The following is a 17,333-nucleotide window of genomic DNA, read 5'->3' on the forward strand; positions in this document are numbered from 1 at the left end:
AAGGAGTGCTTCAACACCAACTGTTTGATAGACTTATCCACAGCTGCTAACTCAAAACGCAGCGACCAGCCCTGGGTCACATTTCGATCAGCAGGCTGGGTCAAGATTCAATCAGCGCCAACACGGTCACAGCAGAAAGCACAAAAACATGGGATTTCCCCATCATGTTGAATGCTCTCATTGGCCCCGGCAACTCAATCGCTGGAAGATGCGCGATAAGAATGCTTACTTTAGGCAATAGGATGGAATGACTTGTGCCGACGCCGCAATGGAAGTCAGACGGTGTTTGCGGGGCTTACACGCCGGAGACAGTGCCCCGGCGTGGTGTGATGCCTGAGATGGCAAGTGAGGTAGTAAGTGAAGTAATGAGCGCAGTAATATCAGCAGCAATATCAGCAGCAATATCAGCAGCAATATCAGCAGCAATATCAGCAGCAATATCAGCAGTAATATCAGCAGTAATATCAGCAGCGATAGGTAGCCTGAATTATCTGCGCTGCGGCGTCAGCACGGTTGGCAGCGCCTTGACCAGGGTTTCTGGATAGTCCTGGCTGTAATGCAAGCCGCGACTTTCATGGCGCGACAGCGCGCTTTCGACGATCAGCGAGGCCACCTGCACCAGATTGCGCAGCTCCAGCAAATCACGACTGATGCGGAAGTGGGCGTAGTACTCATCGATCTCTTCCTTGAGCAGGCGGATGCGGTGCTGTGCGCGTTCCAGGCGCTTGTTGGTGCGGACAATGCCGACGTAGTTCCACATGAAGCGACGCAGTTCGTCCCAGTTGTGGGAAATTACCACTTCCTCATCGGCGTTGGTCACCCGGCTTTCATCCCAGGCGGGCAGCGAGACGGCTTTGGGTTTCTCTTGCTGCTCGATATAGCTGGCGGCAGCACGGCCGATCACCACGCATTCCAGCAGTGAGTTACTGGCCAGGCGATTGGCGCCGTGCAGGCCGGTGTAGGCGGTTTCGCCGGCTGCGTACAAACCGGGCAGGTCGGTGCGGCCGTTCAGATCCGTGACGATGCCGCCGCAGGTGAAGTGGACCGCCGGCACCACCGGAATGGCTTGCTTGGTGATGTCGATACCGAGTTCCAGACAACGCGCATAGATGGTTGGGAAATGTTCTTTGAGAAATTCCGGCGATTTGTGGGTAATGTCGAGATCGACATGATCCAGGCCGCGTTTCTTCATCTCGAAGTCGATGGCGCGAGCGACTACGTCGCGCGGCGCCAGTTCGGCGCGTGCATCGTGGGCTGGCATGAAGCGCATGCCAGCATCGGCGCCTTCGCTATCCGGCAATTTGAGCACGCCGCCTTCGCCGCGGATTGCTTCGGTGATCAGGAGGGATTTGGCATACGGGTGGTACAGGCAGGTCGGATGGAACTGGATGAATTCCATGTTGGCGATACGGCAGCCGGCTCGCCAGGCCATGGCGATGCCGTCGCCGGTGGCGCTGTCCGGGTTGGTGGTATAGAGATAGACCTTACCGGCACCGCCGGTGGCCAGCACCGTATGATCGGCCGCCAGGGTCAGCACTTTTCCGGTCTTGACGTTCTTGGCATACAGACCCAGGCAGCGCGGTTCGCTCTTGCCGGTGGCGCCGGTGGCGACCTTCCTGGAGGTAATCAGGTCAATTGCGTAATGATCTTCGAGCAGCGTGATATTCGGATGGGCGCGCACTTTCTGTTCCAGCGTGACCTGCACCGCATGGCCGGTGGCGTCGGCAGCATGGATGATGCGGCGCTGGCTGTGGCCGCCCTCGCGGGTCAGATGGAAGCCGAGTTCGGCGCTGGCATCGGGCGTAAACGGCACGCCTTGCGCGATCAGCCATTCGATCGCGGCGCGGCCGTTCTCGACGATGAAGCGGGTCGCGCTTTCATCGCACAGTCCAGCCCCGGCGACCAGTGTGTCGTCAATGTGCTGCTGGTGGCTGTCGCCGGAATCGAGCACGGCGGCAATCCCCCCTTGCGCCCAGTTGCTGGCGCCGTCGAGCAGCGCGCGTTTGGAAATCACCGCGACCTTGTGGTTTTCCGCAAGGTGCAGTGCGACTGACAGACCGGCTAGTCCGCTACCGATAATGGCGACATCGAATTTCATGGCAAGTGGTTGGTTGTTTTTCTCATCGGATCGCCCCGTGCGGGGCGATGTCTCATTCATTCATTCATTTACTGCGATGCTACTTTATTGCCAGCCGATTAGCCTGCGACCACCGGTTTGACCTTGGCAGCGGCTTCTTTCGCCCGCGTGCGAGCGGTCTCGACATCATCGGCGCTGGCCAGTGCCACCCCCATGCGGCGGCGCGCAAACGACTCTAGCTTGCCGAACAGGCGAATATCGACGCCCGGCCTGCGCATCGCATCGGCCACGCCTTCAAATGCAATCCCCTTGGCATCGTGCTGGCCATAGATGACTGCCGATGCTGCCGGGCTGCGCAATGCGACATTGACCGGCAGGCCGAGGATCGCCTTGGCATGCAATTCGAACTCGCTTTGTTGTTGGCTGGCCATGGTCACCATGCCGGTGTCATGCGGCCGTGGACTGACTTCGGAAAACCAGACCATGTCGTGCTTGACGAACAATTCAACGCCGAACAAGCCCAGGCCGCCGAGGTTGTCGGTCACCTTTTTTGCGATATCGCGCGCTTTCAACAATGCATCTGGATGCATCGGATGCGGTTGCCAGGACTCGACATAGTCGCCCTGCACCTGGAGGTGGCCGATCGGTTTGCAGAAATGGGTGGCGATGCTGCCGTCCTGCTCTAGCGCACGCACTGTCAACAGGGTGATTTCATAATCGAAATCGATAAAGCCCTCAACGATGACCCGTCCCGAATCGACCCGTCCGCCAGCAGCAGCGTAGGCCCAGGCGGCTTCCACTTGGTCGGCGCTGTCGATTTTCGACTGGCCTTTGCCGGAGGACGACATAACTGGTTTGATGACGCAAGGAAAGCCGATTTCAGCGCAAGCAGCTTTTAGTTCTGCCAGGTTGTTGGCAAAACGGTAAGGCGATGTTGCCAGCGCCAGCGTTTCGCCCGCCAGACGCCGGATGCCTTCGCGGTTCATGGTCAGCCAGGCGGCGCGCGCGGTTGAAATCACGGTGACCTTGCCGGCGGCTTCCAGGGCCACCAGCGTTTCAGTAGCGATGGCTTCGATTTCCGGCACCACCAGGTCCGGTTTCTCTTGCGCGATCAGCGCCTCCAGTGCAGCGCCATCGGCCATGTTGATGACGTGCGAACGATGCGCGACCTGATGGCCCGGCGCATTCGGATAACGGTCGACGGCAATCACTTCGACGCCAAGCCGTTGCAACGAAATAATCACTTCCTTGCCGAGTTCGCCGGAGCCTAGCAGCATAACTTTCGTGGCGGAAGGAGAGGGCGGGGTACCGAGTCTGATTGGTGTCTTCATAATGGAAAATGGTGGCGACGATGGATGCGTCGCCATATCGTTAATGGGTGATATGGATGACGGCAGTGGCCGTAAGTAAGGGTCGATGCCATTTTGTTAGTTGCGAATTTGCTATGCAGCCAGCCGCCGTCAGTCGCAGCCAGTGGCGGACAATACCAAATAATGTGAATCATGGACAGAGGCCGCGAAAATCCTGTCAAGCCCTGCCATGACGACATCGCCTCAGCACGACCCTGCTGACAGCAATGTCGTCACGCTGCGCATCTGCGCCGAAATCATAAAAAAAGCCGCCAGAACCATCTGGCGGCTTGTCTCGCAGCGCAGGCACAGCCGTAAGGATATGCCATTTATTTCATTAGCGCTCGGCTTGGTAGATATCGTAGTCCTTGGTTTCCTTGACGAACAGCATGCCGATCACAAAAGTGGCGGCTGCAATCACAATCGGATACCACAGACCGTAGTAGATATCGCCCTTTAACGCCACCAGCGCAAACGCTGTGGTCGGCAGCAAGCCGCCGAACCAGCCATTACCGATATGGTAAGGCATCGACATCGAGGTGTAGCGGATGCGGGTCGGGAACATTTCTACCAGCATCGCAGCAATCGGGCCGTACACCATGGTCACGTACAGCACCAGAATGAACAGCAGCAGCAATACCATTGGCTTGTTCATCTGATCTGGATCGGCCTTGGTCGGATAGCCGGCGCTCTTGATGTCTGCCGCCAATTCAGCCGAGAAGGCCTTGTCCTTGGCAGCGGCTTCTTCTTTGGACAGGCCGCTGGCGTCGTACGAGGTCAGGACCTTGTCGCCGATCTTGATGGTGGCAGCCGAGCCCGGTGCGCCAGCGACATTTTCATAGTCTACCGAAGCGGCCGACAGCTTGGCCTTGGCGATATCGCAGGACGAGGTGAATTTCTTGGTGCCGGTCGGATTGAACTGGAACTGGCAGGCAGCCGGATCGGCAGTGACGATCACCGGAGCGCTTTTCAGTGCCGCTTCCAGCGCCGGATTGGCGTAGTGGGTCAGGCCGGAAAAGATCGGGAAGTAAGTCAGTGCCGCAATCAGGCAACCGGCCATGATGATCGGCTTACGGCCGATCTTGTCCGACAGCGAGCCGAAGATCACGAAGAACGGGGTTCCCAGCAGCAGCGCCAGGGCGATCAGGATGTTGGCGGTCGACATATCGACCTTGAGCGACTGCGTCAGAAAGAACAGCGCGTAGAACTGGCCGGTGTACCACACCACAGCCTGGCCGGCGGTCAGGCCGATCAGCGCCAGGATCACCAGTTTCAGGTTTTTCCATTGGCCGAAAGCTTCGGTCAGCGGCGCCTTGGAAGTCTTGCCTTCGGCCTTCATCTTGGCGAACGCGGGCGATTCATTCATCGACAAGCGAATCCACACCGACACCGCCAGTAGGATCACCGAGACCAGAAACGGAATACGCCAGCCCCATACCGCAAAAGCCTCTTCGCCGACTGTGCTACGAACACCCAGAATCACCAGCAGCGACAGGAATAATCCCATGGTCGCGGTGGTTTGGATCCACGAAGTGAACGCCCCGCGCTTGTCGTCCGAAGCGTGTTCGGCGACCTATGTCGCCGCGCCGCCGTATTCGCCGCCCAGCGCCAAACCTTGCAGAATGCGCAGCACAATCAGAATGATCGGCGCGGTAATGCCGATGGTGGCGTAATTCGGCAGGATGCCGACGATGAAGGTGGAGCCCCCCCATGATCAGGATGGTCACCAGGAAGGTGAATTTGCGGCCGATCATGTCGCCCAGGCGACCGAACACCAGTGCGCCGAACGGCCGCACGATAAAGCCCACCGCGAATGCCAGCAGCGCAAAAATGAAGCCGGTATTCGGGTCCGTGCCGGAAAAGAACTGCTTGGCGATAATTGCCGCCAGCGAGCCGTACAGGTAAAAGTCGTACCATTCAAACACGGTGCCGAGCGATGACGCAAAAATGACTTTACGTTCCTCTGGCGTGATACCGCGTGCGGCCGGCTTAAGTCCGCCTGCGGTCGGTTGTAGTGTGGCCATGCCCGTCTCCTATATTGTTTATATTTGTGCAGCTAATCCGGAGTGTGCAATTGAAACCTTACGCAAGACTTGCTTGAAACTTACGGGAAGCTTACGTAAAGGCGGCTCAGCGCCGTACGCTCAAGTGATAGGCGGTGGTTTGCCGATAGACCCGGCCTGGACGCAGGATGACCGCCTCGGCATCGGCGCCATTGACCTGGTTGGGGAAGGCTTGCGCTTCAAGGCAAAAACCGTCATGGGTCGCGTAAGGCTTGGCAGCGCCCCCCTTTGCCCCATTCAGGAAGTTGCCGCTATAGAACTGCAAGCCGGCTTCCGTGGTGGCAACCTTCAATTCACGTCCCGAGCCAGGGTCGTAGACGCTGGCCACCTGGCGCAAGCTGGTGCGCTGTTCGCCCTGTTCGCCCTGTTTCCAATTCAGGCAATAACAGTGATCGAAACCGCCAGCCAGTGCAATCTGCGCATCCGGCCACGACAGGCGCGGGCCAATCGGTACCGGCCGGCGAAAATCAAAGGCGCTGCCGGCGACTTCGGCAGCGCCAACAGGAATCAGTTGCTGGTCGATTTTCAGGAAATGATCGGCATCGATCATCAGCAGATGGTCGCCGATGTCGCTGCTGCCGCCATTCAGATTGAAATAGGCATGGGAAGTCAGGTTGACTGGCGTCGGTGCATCAGTGATCGCCTGATAGTCGATTGACAGGCAGCCCTGGTCGTCCAACCGGTACAGAACTTCAACCTGAAGGTTGCCGGGGAACCCGGCTTCACCGTCGGCCGACATCAGCGTCAGCCGCAAGCCATCGCTCTCTGGGCGGGCCTGCCAGCGCGCCAGGTGAAAGCCGCTATCGCCGCCGTGCAAATGGTTGCCGCCTTCATTGCGGTCGACCACGTAATCGGTGCCGTCAAGGGCGAAGCGGCCGCCGGCAATCCGGTTGGCCCAGCGTCCGACCAGTGCGCCGAAGTACGCCTTGTTGCCGACATAGGCATCAACATCGGCATAGTCGAGCAGAATATCGGCCATACGGCCGTAGCGGTCCGGTGCGAACCACGAGATCAGCGTGGCGCCGCGATTACTGATGGTCACGCGCATATCTTGCGCATTCTGCAACGTGTATAAAGTGTCGCCGTTGTCGGCCTGCTTGCTGCTAATGGGAAATTGGGTCATGGCTAAAAAGAGGAGAGAGTGGCCGATCGGTTGATCATCGTGATAGCACCTCGGCCTGGGTCGCGTCGATAGACGAACCTGCGGCGCGTTCTTGATATTCGCCCGGCTTGCAACGCAGTTCGCGCTTGAATACCGCTTGCATGTACTGGCCGGAAGTACGATTCCAGCGACGAGCGTGAGACGCCGACATCGTCTGCCACCTGTTCGGTCTTGATGCCCTGGCAGGCATACGGGCAGAGGGAATGCAGCGCCCGCATGACGTGCGGATGGCTAGCCGGTTCGTGCTGGTTTGATCCCAGGATGCTCGGGTGCTGCTCAGATAGATGGCGATGCCTGTAAGGATGCCGCGAGCACAGATGTTGTTGGCGTTTGACAGCAAGGCGATGCGATGCGCGGTCGGCAGTTTTTTTCAACAGCGGTCTCCTCACAGCAGGTGCTGGAATTGGATTGTTTTTTGCGATATTTTTATTGCAGCCATGACAGCGGCTACTCGGTCCGATGATTGTACCCAGCCTCGGTTCTCTGTGTCAGTCCAAATCTTCTTGTGTGCAGGTGCAATAGACAGAATCGCTATCGGCGTTGGTGGATTGCGTCATTGTTTTGTTGTGTGGCCGGATGCTGGCAATTACACCTTCCGCGATACCGATGTTGCCCCACCGATGTTGCACCTTAATGTGCCAGTCATACCCAAGCGCAGATCTCCGGAAAATAATCGCGACGCTAATGAAGATCCTGTGCGCCGTGCCAGGGATATCTGTCGACGCAGCGCCTGGCGAATGCTGGGCCGTCGGCCGGAAATATGGGCGAACTGGATGCGATTGCCGCCTGTTTTATCGCTGGCACCTCGATGCGCGGCGGTTAGGGAACGGTTTACAGCGCCTTGATCGGCGCGCTGGTGAAGGCCGGTCTGGATAACGGCATGTCGATGCTAGATGCCGACACTTAATGGCAGATGATTGTCAGGGAAGCATCCTGATGTTGGCGGTATGGGTCGATGTCAGCACGCGCGGCAGCCGTCAATAAGGCTAACTTGTAGATGACGATGCCATACAGTCAAAGGCGCTAACCCCGTTAATTGTGCGTCGCTCGAGGCGTTCTCGGTGCGCGGTGAGTTGGTCCGCACTCGACGCCTCCATCGTCCCGGCTCTTGCCGCCGACTGCTCCTGCTGAAGAGATCAAATAGCGCTATTCCCGGTTCCCTGTTATTTCTCGCAGCTATACAGAGTTTTCCCAAAAGCTAAAATCTCCCTGTCTCCTATAACTCTCCCCGAGTTTTGACTTGGCCCGCAACCGCAAGGTTTGCGGGTTTTTTTGAGTTGCAGACGGAATATGCTGAGAATGTCGCTTTGCCAATCTTCATGAGCAGGTCATGCTATTGTCATGTTCCCCGTGTAGCATCCACAGGGTCAATTTATAGCGCACTCGATTCAGCTGCGACCAGCACGGAAGCGGCCGGTCCGTGAGTGGTCAGCGCATTGACAGGCTAGCCGGTAGCCTCGATTACCGGCACCAATTCATGTTGGCTGATAAACCCGCAACCGAAAGGTGTGCGGGTTTATCGTTTTATGCATCATAAGATACTCTCGCTCGGGCAATAACGTGAGCGCTATAATCGTGACCTGAAATGGCCGCAAGGAACAGATGTTGGTTCGCGCGACTTGTTTGGCGCCTTCCATCCATCAAGCTGAATATGCCGATCTCTGCCGCACACATTATTTCCTCGCTAGCAGTGCCAGATGTGCCGGCATCCATTCGCCAGTCATGCTTGCGTTATAGCGTCAGTGCCGCGCAACTAGCTTTGCTGGAACAGGGGGGCATCGCGTTGCCGGCTACGTTGGCAAACGCAGTCTTGAAGCGCAAAGTAGAGTTCGCGGCTGGCAGATATTGCGCAAGACATGCATTACAGGGGCTTGGTTACGCGGGGCTGGAAACCTTGCCGATCGGCCATCACCGCGCCCCGGTCTGGCCCGATGGTTTCGTCGGATCAATCAGCCACGGCGACGGCCATGCACTCGCTGTGGCAGCGGCCAGCCGCGATTGGGGCGGTATCGGTATCGATATCGAACGCTGCCTCGATCACGACGCAGCGCAGCCACTGGTGCCGTACCTGATGTCGACGGCCGAGCAGGCAATAGGCGCCGCCACAGGCATGTCTGTTGAGCGCTGGCTGACCTTGGTTTTCTCGGCCAAGGAAAGCCTTTTCAAAGCGCTCTATCCGCGCGTCGGTCAATATTTTGATTTCCTTGATGCCGAGGTTTGCGCGCTGCAACCGGCGCAAGACGGTCTTACCTTGCGGTTGCTGACGACACTCTCGCCGCAGTGCATCGCCGGAAGCCGCTATACGATTCAGGTGAGCTACTTTGACAATAATATTGTGACACTATGTCTGTTGGCGCCAGCCGATACTGTGCCCACCACCGCCTCCGGCGTCATTGACGATAGCGCAAAAATGCACCCGCCCGACTAGATATTTGTTGACTGGTATCTATACTGAAATGCTCGGGAGGTGTTTATGAAAGCATCGAAAATCATCGAGATGTGGGGCCGAGCCAGTTGCCAGGTGCCGCTAGCCAGTGACGACGAGATTGTGCAGATGTTTGCTAATGAGATTGCAAAATTATCTTACAAGCTCACAGAAGCAGAGCTTTACCGTTTAATAGCGGTAGGCGCTTTGGTCTATCAGCGAGGCTTGCGCGAATTCGACGGCAACATGATGACCGATCTGTTGATCAGAACGTTGCGCCAGGGCGGACGGGCTTGAGTTGCATTGCTGTGCAAACACGGCGCACAGCATATTGATGATTCAAATATTTGAATATTTCAGTGATTTGAGCGAAAAGCCTGGATCCCGATGGGAACAGGCTTTTTGTGTTGCGGATCGCTAGGATTTATATCCGATAAATCTTGTCGCCGGTCTGGACAATGATAAATTTTCCATCAGAAATTTGGGTCAATGCCCGCCCATCCGTCAAGCGGTAAATACGCGGCCCCTGCATGGAGCTGATGGCGCCGCCGGCTGCGGCAATTTCAATCGGGCTTTCATAGCCCTCGACATGATAGCCATTTCCTGATTTATCTTTCGCATCGAATTTTTCTATCAAGTCCATATAAGTCTCCTGATGTTTGATGTTGGGATGCCGACGGTAACGATACCATATTGATGGTGCACTCGACGGAAGAGGCGCCCGGCGTTTGGTGCTCGCACGCCTGCCATGAGTATCGCATTTATTGCGATGGCGGTCTTTTCGATCATGTGCCTGGAGGGGCGGCTCCTTGAGGTGGACTTGCAAAATCTGCATGGACTCGAATTTTGTCAGCTACGAAGTCGGTCAATCCGCGATTGAGTTCTGCGCCGCCAGCAAGCCGGACTTTAGTTCTCATATTTGATTGTCGCCGATGGGCGAACCATTATCCCGAATAAGTCGTTGTGCGACGACGTTGGCCGCGAACAATGCACCTAACCCAAGCGCTGTAAAACGTGTTAACGAAAACGATCTGCTAGTACCCATATTCTCTCCTGTGTGTTTTATTGTTGGATGTGCAAACGGCTGTACGTTATCGGGTTTATAGGGGGAGCGGGCATATTGATAATTTCAAATTGCGACAATAGTCAAATAGCATTGATTAATTGGCATTGAATTGCATCGCAAAAATGCTGCCGTGGGCGCGCCGGGTATGGTCCGCCTTGCCGCGATTGGCGGCGGCGCGTACCATGGTGGCCGACGCCGATATGGCAATATTTTTCAGAGGACGCAGTAATGAACGATGTGTTGACAAGAGATGAGTTCGACGCTTTAGGGCAAATCGGCAACTCGCCGCAGCGCGGCAGGGTTAGCGCTTGTGTTGCGCGTAACAGCAAGCGCCTGATTGACCTGAAATACATCGCACATGAACGGGACGGCACGTTGACGCTGACCGATAAGGGCAGGTAGACGCTGTTCATCAGGGCTTGCATCGAGGGCTTGCGTGCCGTGGCGAATGACCCGGGTACGAAGTTGGCAGCCGATGTTGCCTTGTTTCTCGGAAAGAAAGGTCACATCAGCCCGAGAGTCGGCGGCGACGGCTTCGATATTACCGATAAAGGGCAGGAATCGCTGGCCGATATCGATGCTTCGGCCGCCTGATTCAGCTGGGTGCCGGGTATTAACCGTGGGCAGTATATAAAAACGCATATGAATCAAAGGCTTGGTTGATTTTGTTGATGGTTGTCCACAGGACTGTCCACAGTTTCTGTGGGTAACTTTATGAGAAGTGAAAATTGACAGCACAATTGACACCCAACAACCTACGAAGCGATCCATGGAAAAAACGAGTCCTTTATTGCAGGTTGGCCTGGTCGGTTACGGCTTTGCCGGTGCAACTTTTCATGCGCCGTTGATCGGCCATTCCGGACGCACAGCAGTCAGTGCGATTGTCAGCAGCCAGGCCGAGCTCGCCGCCGGCGACTGGCCGACAGCGCGGATCTATACCGATCTTGCCCCGATGCTGGCCGATCCGGGTATCGATTGCGTGGTCATCGCAACGCCGAACGACACGCATTTCGCGCTCGCTAAGCGTGTGCTAGAGGCCGGCAAGCATGTCGTCGTCGATAAGCCGATTACGCTGACGGCATCCGATGCACGCACCCTGGCCGGCATTGCAAGCCAGCGCAAGTTGCTGCTGGTGCCGTTTCATAACCGTCGCTGGGATGGTGATTTCCTTACTGTGCAAGCCCTACAGGCTGACGGCCGGCTTGGCCGCATCACGCATTTCGAGTCGCATTTTGACCGCTTCCGTCCTGAAGTGCGGCAGCGCTGGCGTGAAAGCGCCGCTAGCGGAGGCGGTTTGTTATATGACCTTGGGCCCCATCTGATTGATCAGGCGCTTGAGTTGTTTGGCGTTCCTCACAGCGTCAATGCAACGGTCAGCGCCTATCGCGATGGCGCGCAAGCTGACGATTATGTTCACCTGCAACTTGGTTACGCCGACAAGCAGGTGGTACTCCACGCAAGCGCGCTAAGTGCACTAGAGGCCCCGCGTTTTACGCTGCACGGTACCCGAGGAAGCTATGTCAAGGTCGGACTCGATGTGCAGGAAGATCAACTTAAGGCCGGCTTGCGTCCTGGGCAACAGGGATGGGGGAAAAATTTGCCAGGACTAATCCGTCAAGTTGGCGGCGGGCTTGATCTGCGCGGCGAGCTTGAAACCCGGGATGGCGCATACCAGCAGTTTTATCAGATGCTAGCGGCATCTATTCAGGATGGTTTGCCTGCTCCCGTCAGCGCAGATGATGCTGTAACCGTATTAGAGATGATTGAGTTGGCGCGTCGGAGTGCGGTTGAGGGGCGTCGATTGGAGGTTTTCGTTGGTTAATATCGGGCCGCAATCCAATCATCAAAATGAATATGACGATGATCACGTCATCATTGATATGAATAACTGATATCTTTCAAATAAAGTGGGCAATCACAGGCTGTCCGTATATAGTCTGCTCCGTCTCCTCCAACACCTCTCAAGGTTTGGATTTAAGCCCGCTCCGTAAGGTTTAGCGGGCTTTTTTTTGCAATTAACAACTCACGCTGGTATTGAGAGAATTGGCTGGTACCGGCCAAATACCGGCCGGATAAATACCAGATACTGACTAAATACGTACTAAACACGTGCTAGCAAAGTTGTTGTGCGACAATATTAATGAAATGACTTGCTTTGCAGTTATGTCCGGCGTATAGTCAATCCAGTCGTTAAGAAGTTGCTTTAAACGAACATCAATACAAGAGTAGATTCGTAGCACGCGTAGCCACTTTCCAGATAGGACTGGGTTACGGGAATCTGCTCCTGTATTGATGCTTTGGACTGAATATAAAAACCTGCCAGCCTTTCGCTTGCAGGTTTTTTTGTTTCTGCTGCGTTTCTGCTGTGCCGCAGCGCACCATGTCCTGGCATTAGCCACGGCGCAGCTAGCGGCCCTCTATCGTTTCGATTTAGCCCACGTCTTAATTTTCCGCTCCTGAATTTTCCGCTCCCTTACGCATAGCGTGCTTTGTGTATTTCGGTGGATCTGCGGCTTTAACGCGCCATCAAGGTATCGAGCAGCCAGCTGCCGGCTGGCCCTAGTCCGCGCCGCCGCGACCAGACGGCATCGACCTGTATGTTTTTCGGCCAGCCTCCTACATGCAGTTCCAGCAAGCTGTTGGCAGCAAAGCGTTTCGCCAGCCAATGCGGCAGCTCCGCCCAGCCGAAGCCAAGTTCCGTCATTTCCAGCAACAGCAGGTAACTCGATGCGGTCCAGCATTTACCACTGCGACGTCGCACGGCATCGTCGGCATAGGTACTCAGGCGTAGTTCGCGGGTGCTGTGCAGCATCTCGCTGGTGATTTGCCTGGCCTGGGCCAAAGGGTGTTGCTTACCGACATACAAGCCGATGGCAGATTGGTCGGGCACTGATTCGAAGCCGATATCAGGTGGATAATCGGGCTGGGCGGCAACCAGCCCAAGGTTGGCGCGCCCCTCCTGCACCAGAGAGACAACGTCGTTGCGCTCCGCAATCATGCACTCCAGCTCCAGCTCTGGGTAACGCTGCTCAAAGCTGGTGAGTATCAGTTCGAAACGGTCCGACTGGTAAGTGTCCGACAGCACCAGCGTCAGTTGCGGTTCCAGTCCTCCTGCCAGGCGGTGTGCCGAGCGCTCAAGGCGGTCGCTGGCTTCGATCACCTGCTGTGCCTGCAGGAGCATCGCTCGCCCTTGGTCGGTCAGGGTAGGGCGGCGGGTGCTGCGATCAAACAAGGGCAGGCCAAGGTCGATCTCCAGGTCGGCAATTGCTTCGCTGACGGTGGATTGCTGCTTGCCGAGTTTACGTGCGGCCGCCGAAAACGAGCCTTGGGCGGCGGCCTCGACGAACATGAACAGGTTTTCCAGCGAGTGGCGCATATCGGCTTCCTATATATCGGTTTATCCGATGATTATTACTTTGATAGTATCAGGTTAGGCGAAGAAAATAGCGTCATCGAATACAAGAGAAACACTGGAGTCAATATGGATACCAAAAAAAGCTGGTGTGAGCGCGCCGCGCATGCGCTGATTTTTGAGCTGCTGGCGGTGGCGATTACCGCACCGGCGCTGGCGCGGGTGATGAAGGTGCCGATGGCGCACGCGGGGCTGCTTACCCTGATGATTTCGCTGGTAGCGATGATCTGGAACATGATTTTCAATACCCTGTTCGATCGTGCCGAGCGACATTGGCGGCTGGTTCGCACCATGGTCTTGCGGGTAGTGCATGCAATTGCATTCGAAGCCGGGCTCGTGGCGATCGTAGTGCCGCTGGTTGCCTGGTGGCTTGAGATGAGCTTGATAGATGCCCTGATTCTCGACATCGGCCTGTTGCTGTTTTTCTTACCCTATACCTTTGTCTTCAATCTGCTCTACGACAAATTGCGCGAGGCAATACTGAAGCGGCGCGGATTGTCCAGCACCTGAGCCGACGATATCGTACGCAGTCTGTGGCGGCTTTTCTGCTGTCAGTCCAACTTACGGATTATTGAAAGTAGCCGCTACCGACGATCAACGGCTGGCCGACGATACCGGCACCGATCAGACGCCGTGCAACCCCTTCGATTTTGCTCTGGAAAGCCCGATAGGTGCCGAGCAGATCGAGTTTCGGGTCTGTCGAATGCGACAGATTCGACAATGTGGCGCGCGGCACCAGGCACTGGTATTGCTGGAATTCGACCACCACCGAAAACAGGACGCCGGCGTTGGTCAAGCGAGGTGCGGCAGGTACGTTGTCCATCATGGTCTCCACGATAATACGGTTACGCAGAGTCAGATGGTGCTTGCTGGAAATCTTATCTGGCTGCCAGGTCATGGTGCCCGGAAACGCGCCGACTGGCAAGGATAATACCGCTTCAGCATGGCTTAAGATTTGTTATACGCATGCCGAATACCAGGTATGCGAACAATAAAGCATACAGACGGCTAGCGGATCGCTATAGTTCGGCCTGTCTCCTCCAACACCTCCTAGGTTTGGATTCAGCCCGCGACCTTCAGGTTACACGGGCTTTTTTTGTTCCGGTGTTTTTGTTCACGCTCATGTTGATTGATGCGAAAAGCCGCCATGCCAAAGTGGCGAAGCGGCTTTCGCAAAGAGCCTTCAATGAAATTGAAAATGAGATTTGAAGATTAGTGCGCCATGCAGTAGGCATCCAGTTCCCGCATCAGCTGCTGCTTGACTGCCGGGGGGAGGAATGTCGCCTCAAAACTGTTTTGTGCCAGCATCGTCAGTTCGGTTCTGCTTAAGCGCAGCGAGGCAGCCACTGCCAGAAAATTAGCATTCATGTAGCCGCCGAAATAGGCCGGGTCATCGGAATTGATCGTGACGGCCAGACCTGCATGCAGTAAGCGCGCCAGGTTGTGGTTGCGCAAGTCGTCGACTACACACAGTTTCAGATTCGACAGCGGGCACATGGTTAGTGGAATCCGCTTTGCCGCCAGGCGTTTCATCAAGGCTGGATCTTCTTCGCTGCGCACACCATGGTCGATACGTTCCACGTGCAATACATCCAGCGCATCGCGGACGTATTCCGGCGGGCCTTCTTCGCCGGCATGCGCAACCAGATGGAAACCCAGCTCGCCGCAACGGCCAAAGACGCGGGCGAATTTTTCTGGCGGGTTACCGCGTTCGGCCGAGTCGAGGCCGATGCCTATCCACAGGTCACGATATTCGGCGCGCAGCGGCAACGCTTGTTCCAATGTGGCAAATGCATCCTCTTCTGACAGATGACGCAGGAACGACATGATCATGGCGCTGCTGAAGCCATGTTTGTCACGTGCTTCCCGCAACGCCCGGGCGATGCCGGAGAATACGACATCGATGCCGATGCCCCGTTCGGTGTGAGTTTGCGGGTCGAAGAAAATTTCTGCGTGACGAACATTGTCGGCGCGCGCACGGACGATGTAGGCCGTCGTCATGTCATAGAAATCTTGCTCGGTCTGCAGCACCGCTGCGCCGGCATAGTACAGATCGAGGAAAGATTGCAGATCGGTGAACGCATATGCGGCGCGCAGTTCTTCCACGGAGGCGTAGGGCAGGGCGACATGGTTGCGCCGGGCCAGCGCAAACAGGAGTTCCGGTTCCAGCGTGCCTTCGATATGCAGGTGTAGCTCCGCCTTCGGCATACCTTCGATGAACGAGATCAGATCGGCAGCGAGCGGCGGGGTAGTGCTGATTGAATTCATGTGTGCTTCCATTGATTGACGCCAGTCTGCAATTTTACAGAATTGCAATCGCATCTCCCCTGTTTGCCGATGTGTGCGTCAGTGATACATCAATGCGAGGCGCCGAGAAATTGTTGCAATTCTGGTGTTTTCGGATTCGCAAAAATTTCTTCGGGAGGGCCGATTTCATGTACTTTGCCCTGATGCATGAACACTACACGGTCGCATACTTCACGCGCAAAGCGCATCTCGTGGGTGACCATCAACAGTGTCATGCCTTCATCAGCCAGGCCGCGCACCACCGTCAGCACTTCGTTTACCAGTTCCGGATCCAGCGCTGAGGTGATTTCATCGCATAGCAACGCCTTCGGCTGCATGGTCAATGCACGCGCAATTGCTACCCGTTGCTGCTGGCCGCCGGATAGCTGATCAGGATAGGCATCGAATTTTTCGGCCAAGCCCACGCGCGCCAGATTTTCCTGGGCTGATTTGCGCGCTTCGCTCTCGCTTGTGCCTTTGACTATCATCGGCGACAGCATCACGTTGCGGCCAACCGTCAGGTGCGGAAACAGGTTGAATTGCTGGAAGATCATGCCGACCTTCAGCCGCAATGCACGCAACTCCAGCTCGCTCTTGCCCAGATGCGAACCGGCGACGCTGATGTTGCCTTCGTCGATGCTCTCCAGACCGTTGATACAGCGCAGCAGGGTACTTTTGCCGGAGCCGCTTTTGCCGATGATGGCGATGACTTCGCCGGGTTCAACATCGAGCCGGATGCCTTTCAGCACCTGGTTGTCGCCGAAGCTTTTCTTGACGTTATCAATGGCGATGAGTGGCATTGAATTTCCTTTCCAGAGACTGGCTGTATTTGGATAGCGGCCAACACAGCGCAAAATACATGAGAGCCACCAGCGCGTACACGGTGAACGGCTGGAACGTGGCGCTGGTGATCATGGTGCCGGCTTTCGACAGTTCGACGAAGCCGATGATGGAGGTAACCGCAGTGCCCTTAACGATCTGCACGCTGAAGCCGACCGTCGGCGCAATCGCGATGCGCAGCGCCTGCGGCAGGATCACATGGCGCATCTGCTGCATATAGCCCATTGCCAGGCATGACGATGCTTCCCACTGGCCGCGCGGAATCGCCTCAACGCAGCCACGCCAGATCTCGGCCAGATAGGCGCTGCTCCAGCAGGTCAGCGCCAGTCCGGCGGCCAGCCAGGCTGGTACTTCGAGGCCGAACAGCGCCAGTCCAAAGAAGGCCAGGAACAACTGCATCAGCAGCGGCGTGCCCTGAAACAGTTCGATGTACATCTTGGTAAGGTTACGCAGCCAGGCTTGTCTGGAAGTTCGTAAGAACAGTACCACCAGCCCTAGCAGGCCTCCCAATGCAAATGAGGCTAGCTGTTGGCGCTAATTGAATCTTGACCCAGCCTGCTGATCGAAATGTGACCCAGGGCTGGTCGCTGCGTTTTGAGTTAGCAGCTGTGGATAAGTCTATCAAACAGTTGGTGTTGAAGCACTCCTTTTTT

14 protein-coding genes and 4 pseudogenes are annotated in these 17,333 nt (G+C 56.2%); 5 read left to right on the forward strand and 13 right to left on the reverse strand.

What is annotated here, in order from left to right; translation table 11 throughout:
• Positions 1–487: 487 nt before the first annotated feature.
• From nadB to ACIQ0R_RS04790, 5 genes and pseudogenes are all read right to left on the reverse strand, one after another.
• Positions 488–2,098, reverse strand: coding sequence for an L-aspartate oxidase (nadB, locus tag ACIQ0R_RS04770; RefSeq protein WP_395824292.1), 1,611 nt, complete (start codon positions 2,096–2,098; stop codon positions 488–490).
• 98 nt (positions 2,099–2,196) lie between these two features.
• Entirely contained in the window at positions 2,197–3,408 is a 1,212-nt protein-coding gene (gene purT, locus ACIQ0R_RS04775; RefSeq protein ID WP_395824295.1) for a formate-dependent phosphoribosylglycinamide formyltransferase, read from the reverse strand.
• Between the two features lie 355 nt (positions 3,409–3,763).
• Positions 3,764–5,450: pseudogene (locus ACIQ0R_RS04780) on the reverse strand (MFS transporter).
• 106 nt (positions 5,451–5,556) lie between these two features.
• Positions 5,557–6,612, reverse strand: a complete 1,056-nt coding sequence (locus tag ACIQ0R_RS04785; RefSeq protein WP_395824298.1) for an aldose epimerase family protein — start codon at positions 6,610–6,612, stop codon at positions 5,557–5,559.
• 34 nt (positions 6,613–6,646) lie between these two features.
• Positions 6,647–6,917 (reverse strand): annotated as a pseudogene (locus ACIQ0R_RS04790) (xylose operon transcription regulator XylR); the annotation flags it as partial.
• A 406-nt stretch (positions 6,918–7,323) separates the two neighbouring features.
• Here ACIQ0R_RS04790 and ACIQ0R_RS04795 point away from each other — a divergent pair.
• From ACIQ0R_RS04795 to ACIQ0R_RS04805, 3 genes and pseudogenes are all read left to right on the forward strand, one after another.
• Positions 7,324–7,635, forward strand: a pseudogene (locus ACIQ0R_RS04795) (sugar ABC transporter permease); the annotation flags it as partial.
• Positions 7,636–8,302: 667 nt separating this feature from the next.
• A complete protein-coding gene (locus ACIQ0R_RS04800; RefSeq protein ID WP_395824301.1) occupies positions 8,303–9,079 on the forward strand; it encodes a 4'-phosphopantetheinyl transferase in 777 nt (258 codons plus the stop codon).
• Between the two features lie 45 nt (positions 9,080–9,124).
• A complete protein-coding gene (locus tag ACIQ0R_RS04805; protein ID WP_395824304.1) occupies positions 9,125–9,373 on the forward strand; it encodes a hypothetical protein in 249 nt (82 codons plus the stop codon).
• Between the two features lie 127 nt (positions 9,374–9,500).
• Here ACIQ0R_RS04805 and ACIQ0R_RS04810 read toward each other — a convergent pair whose 3' ends face one another.
• The 3 genes from ACIQ0R_RS04810 to ACIQ0R_RS04820 form a co-directional block, all read right to left on the reverse strand.
• Positions 9,501–9,719, reverse strand: coding sequence for a hypothetical protein (locus ACIQ0R_RS04810; protein WP_395824307.1), 219 nt, complete (start codon positions 9,717–9,719; stop codon positions 9,501–9,503).
• A gap of 517 nt (positions 9,720–10,236) precedes the next feature.
• Positions 10,237–10,389 carry a hypothetical protein gene (locus ACIQ0R_RS04815; protein WP_395824311.1) on the reverse strand — a complete coding sequence of 51 codons (153 nt, stop codon included), beginning with the start codon at positions 10,387–10,389 and terminating at the stop codon, positions 10,237–10,239.
• 17 nt (positions 10,390–10,406) lie between these two features.
• Positions 10,407–10,913, reverse strand: a complete 507-nt coding sequence (locus ACIQ0R_RS04820) for a hypothetical protein (RefSeq protein ID WP_395824314.1) — start codon at positions 10,911–10,913, stop codon at positions 10,407–10,409.
• Between ACIQ0R_RS04820 and ACIQ0R_RS04825 the strand changes: the two genes are divergently transcribed.
• Positions 10,912–11,964 (forward strand): oxidoreductase, encoded by a 1,053-nt coding sequence (locus ACIQ0R_RS04825; RefSeq protein ID WP_395824317.1) that lies wholly within the window; start codon positions 10,912–10,914, stop codon positions 11,962–11,964. The genes ACIQ0R_RS04820 and ACIQ0R_RS04825 overlap by 2 nt on opposite strands.
• Before the next feature lie 693 nt (positions 11,965–12,657).
• On the opposite strand, the gene ACIQ0R_RS04830 is transcribed toward ACIQ0R_RS04825, so the two are convergent.
• Positions 12,658–13,518, reverse strand: coding sequence for a LysR family transcriptional regulator (locus tag ACIQ0R_RS04830; protein WP_395824319.1), 861 nt, complete (start codon positions 13,516–13,518; stop codon positions 12,658–12,660).
• Positions 13,519–13,623: 105 nt separating this feature from the next.
• Here ACIQ0R_RS04830 and ACIQ0R_RS04835 point away from each other — a divergent pair, with 105 nt between their 5' ends.
• Positions 13,624–14,064: a multidrug/biocide efflux PACE transporter gene (locus ACIQ0R_RS04835; RefSeq protein ID WP_395824322.1), complete on the forward strand. Its 441-nt coding sequence runs from the start codon at positions 13,624–13,626 to the stop codon at positions 14,062–14,064.
• A 58-nt stretch (positions 14,065–14,122) separates the two neighbouring features.
• On the opposite strand, the gene ACIQ0R_RS04840 is transcribed toward ACIQ0R_RS04835, so the two are convergent.
• The 4 genes and pseudogenes from ACIQ0R_RS04840 to ACIQ0R_RS04855 all read right to left on the reverse strand — a co-directional run.
• Positions 14,123–14,452 (reverse strand): DUF1488 family protein, encoded by a 330-nt coding sequence (locus ACIQ0R_RS04840; protein ID WP_395824325.1) that lies wholly within the window; start codon positions 14,450–14,452, stop codon positions 14,123–14,125.
• 314 nt (positions 14,453–14,766) lie between these two features.
• Entirely contained in the window at positions 14,767–15,822 is a 1,056-nt protein-coding gene (locus ACIQ0R_RS04845; protein ID WP_395824328.1) for an adenosine deaminase, read from the reverse strand.
• Between the two features lie 89 nt (positions 15,823–15,911).
• Complete coding sequence (locus tag ACIQ0R_RS04850) at positions 15,912–16,640, reverse strand: amino acid ABC transporter ATP-binding protein (protein WP_395824331.1); 729 nt, start codon at positions 16,638–16,640, stop codon at positions 15,912–15,914.
• A pseudogene (locus tag ACIQ0R_RS04855) lies at positions 16,621–17,205 on the reverse strand (amino acid ABC transporter permease); the annotation flags it as partial. The gene ACIQ0R_RS04850 and the pseudogene ACIQ0R_RS04855, both read right to left, overlap by 20 nt.
• Positions 17,206–17,333: the final 128 nt, after the last annotated feature.

Origin of the sequence: Collimonas sp., assembly GCF_044339385.1 — a bacterium.
Classification (GTDB): Bacteria; Pseudomonadota; Gammaproteobacteria; order Burkholderiales; family Burkholderiaceae_D; genus Collimonas.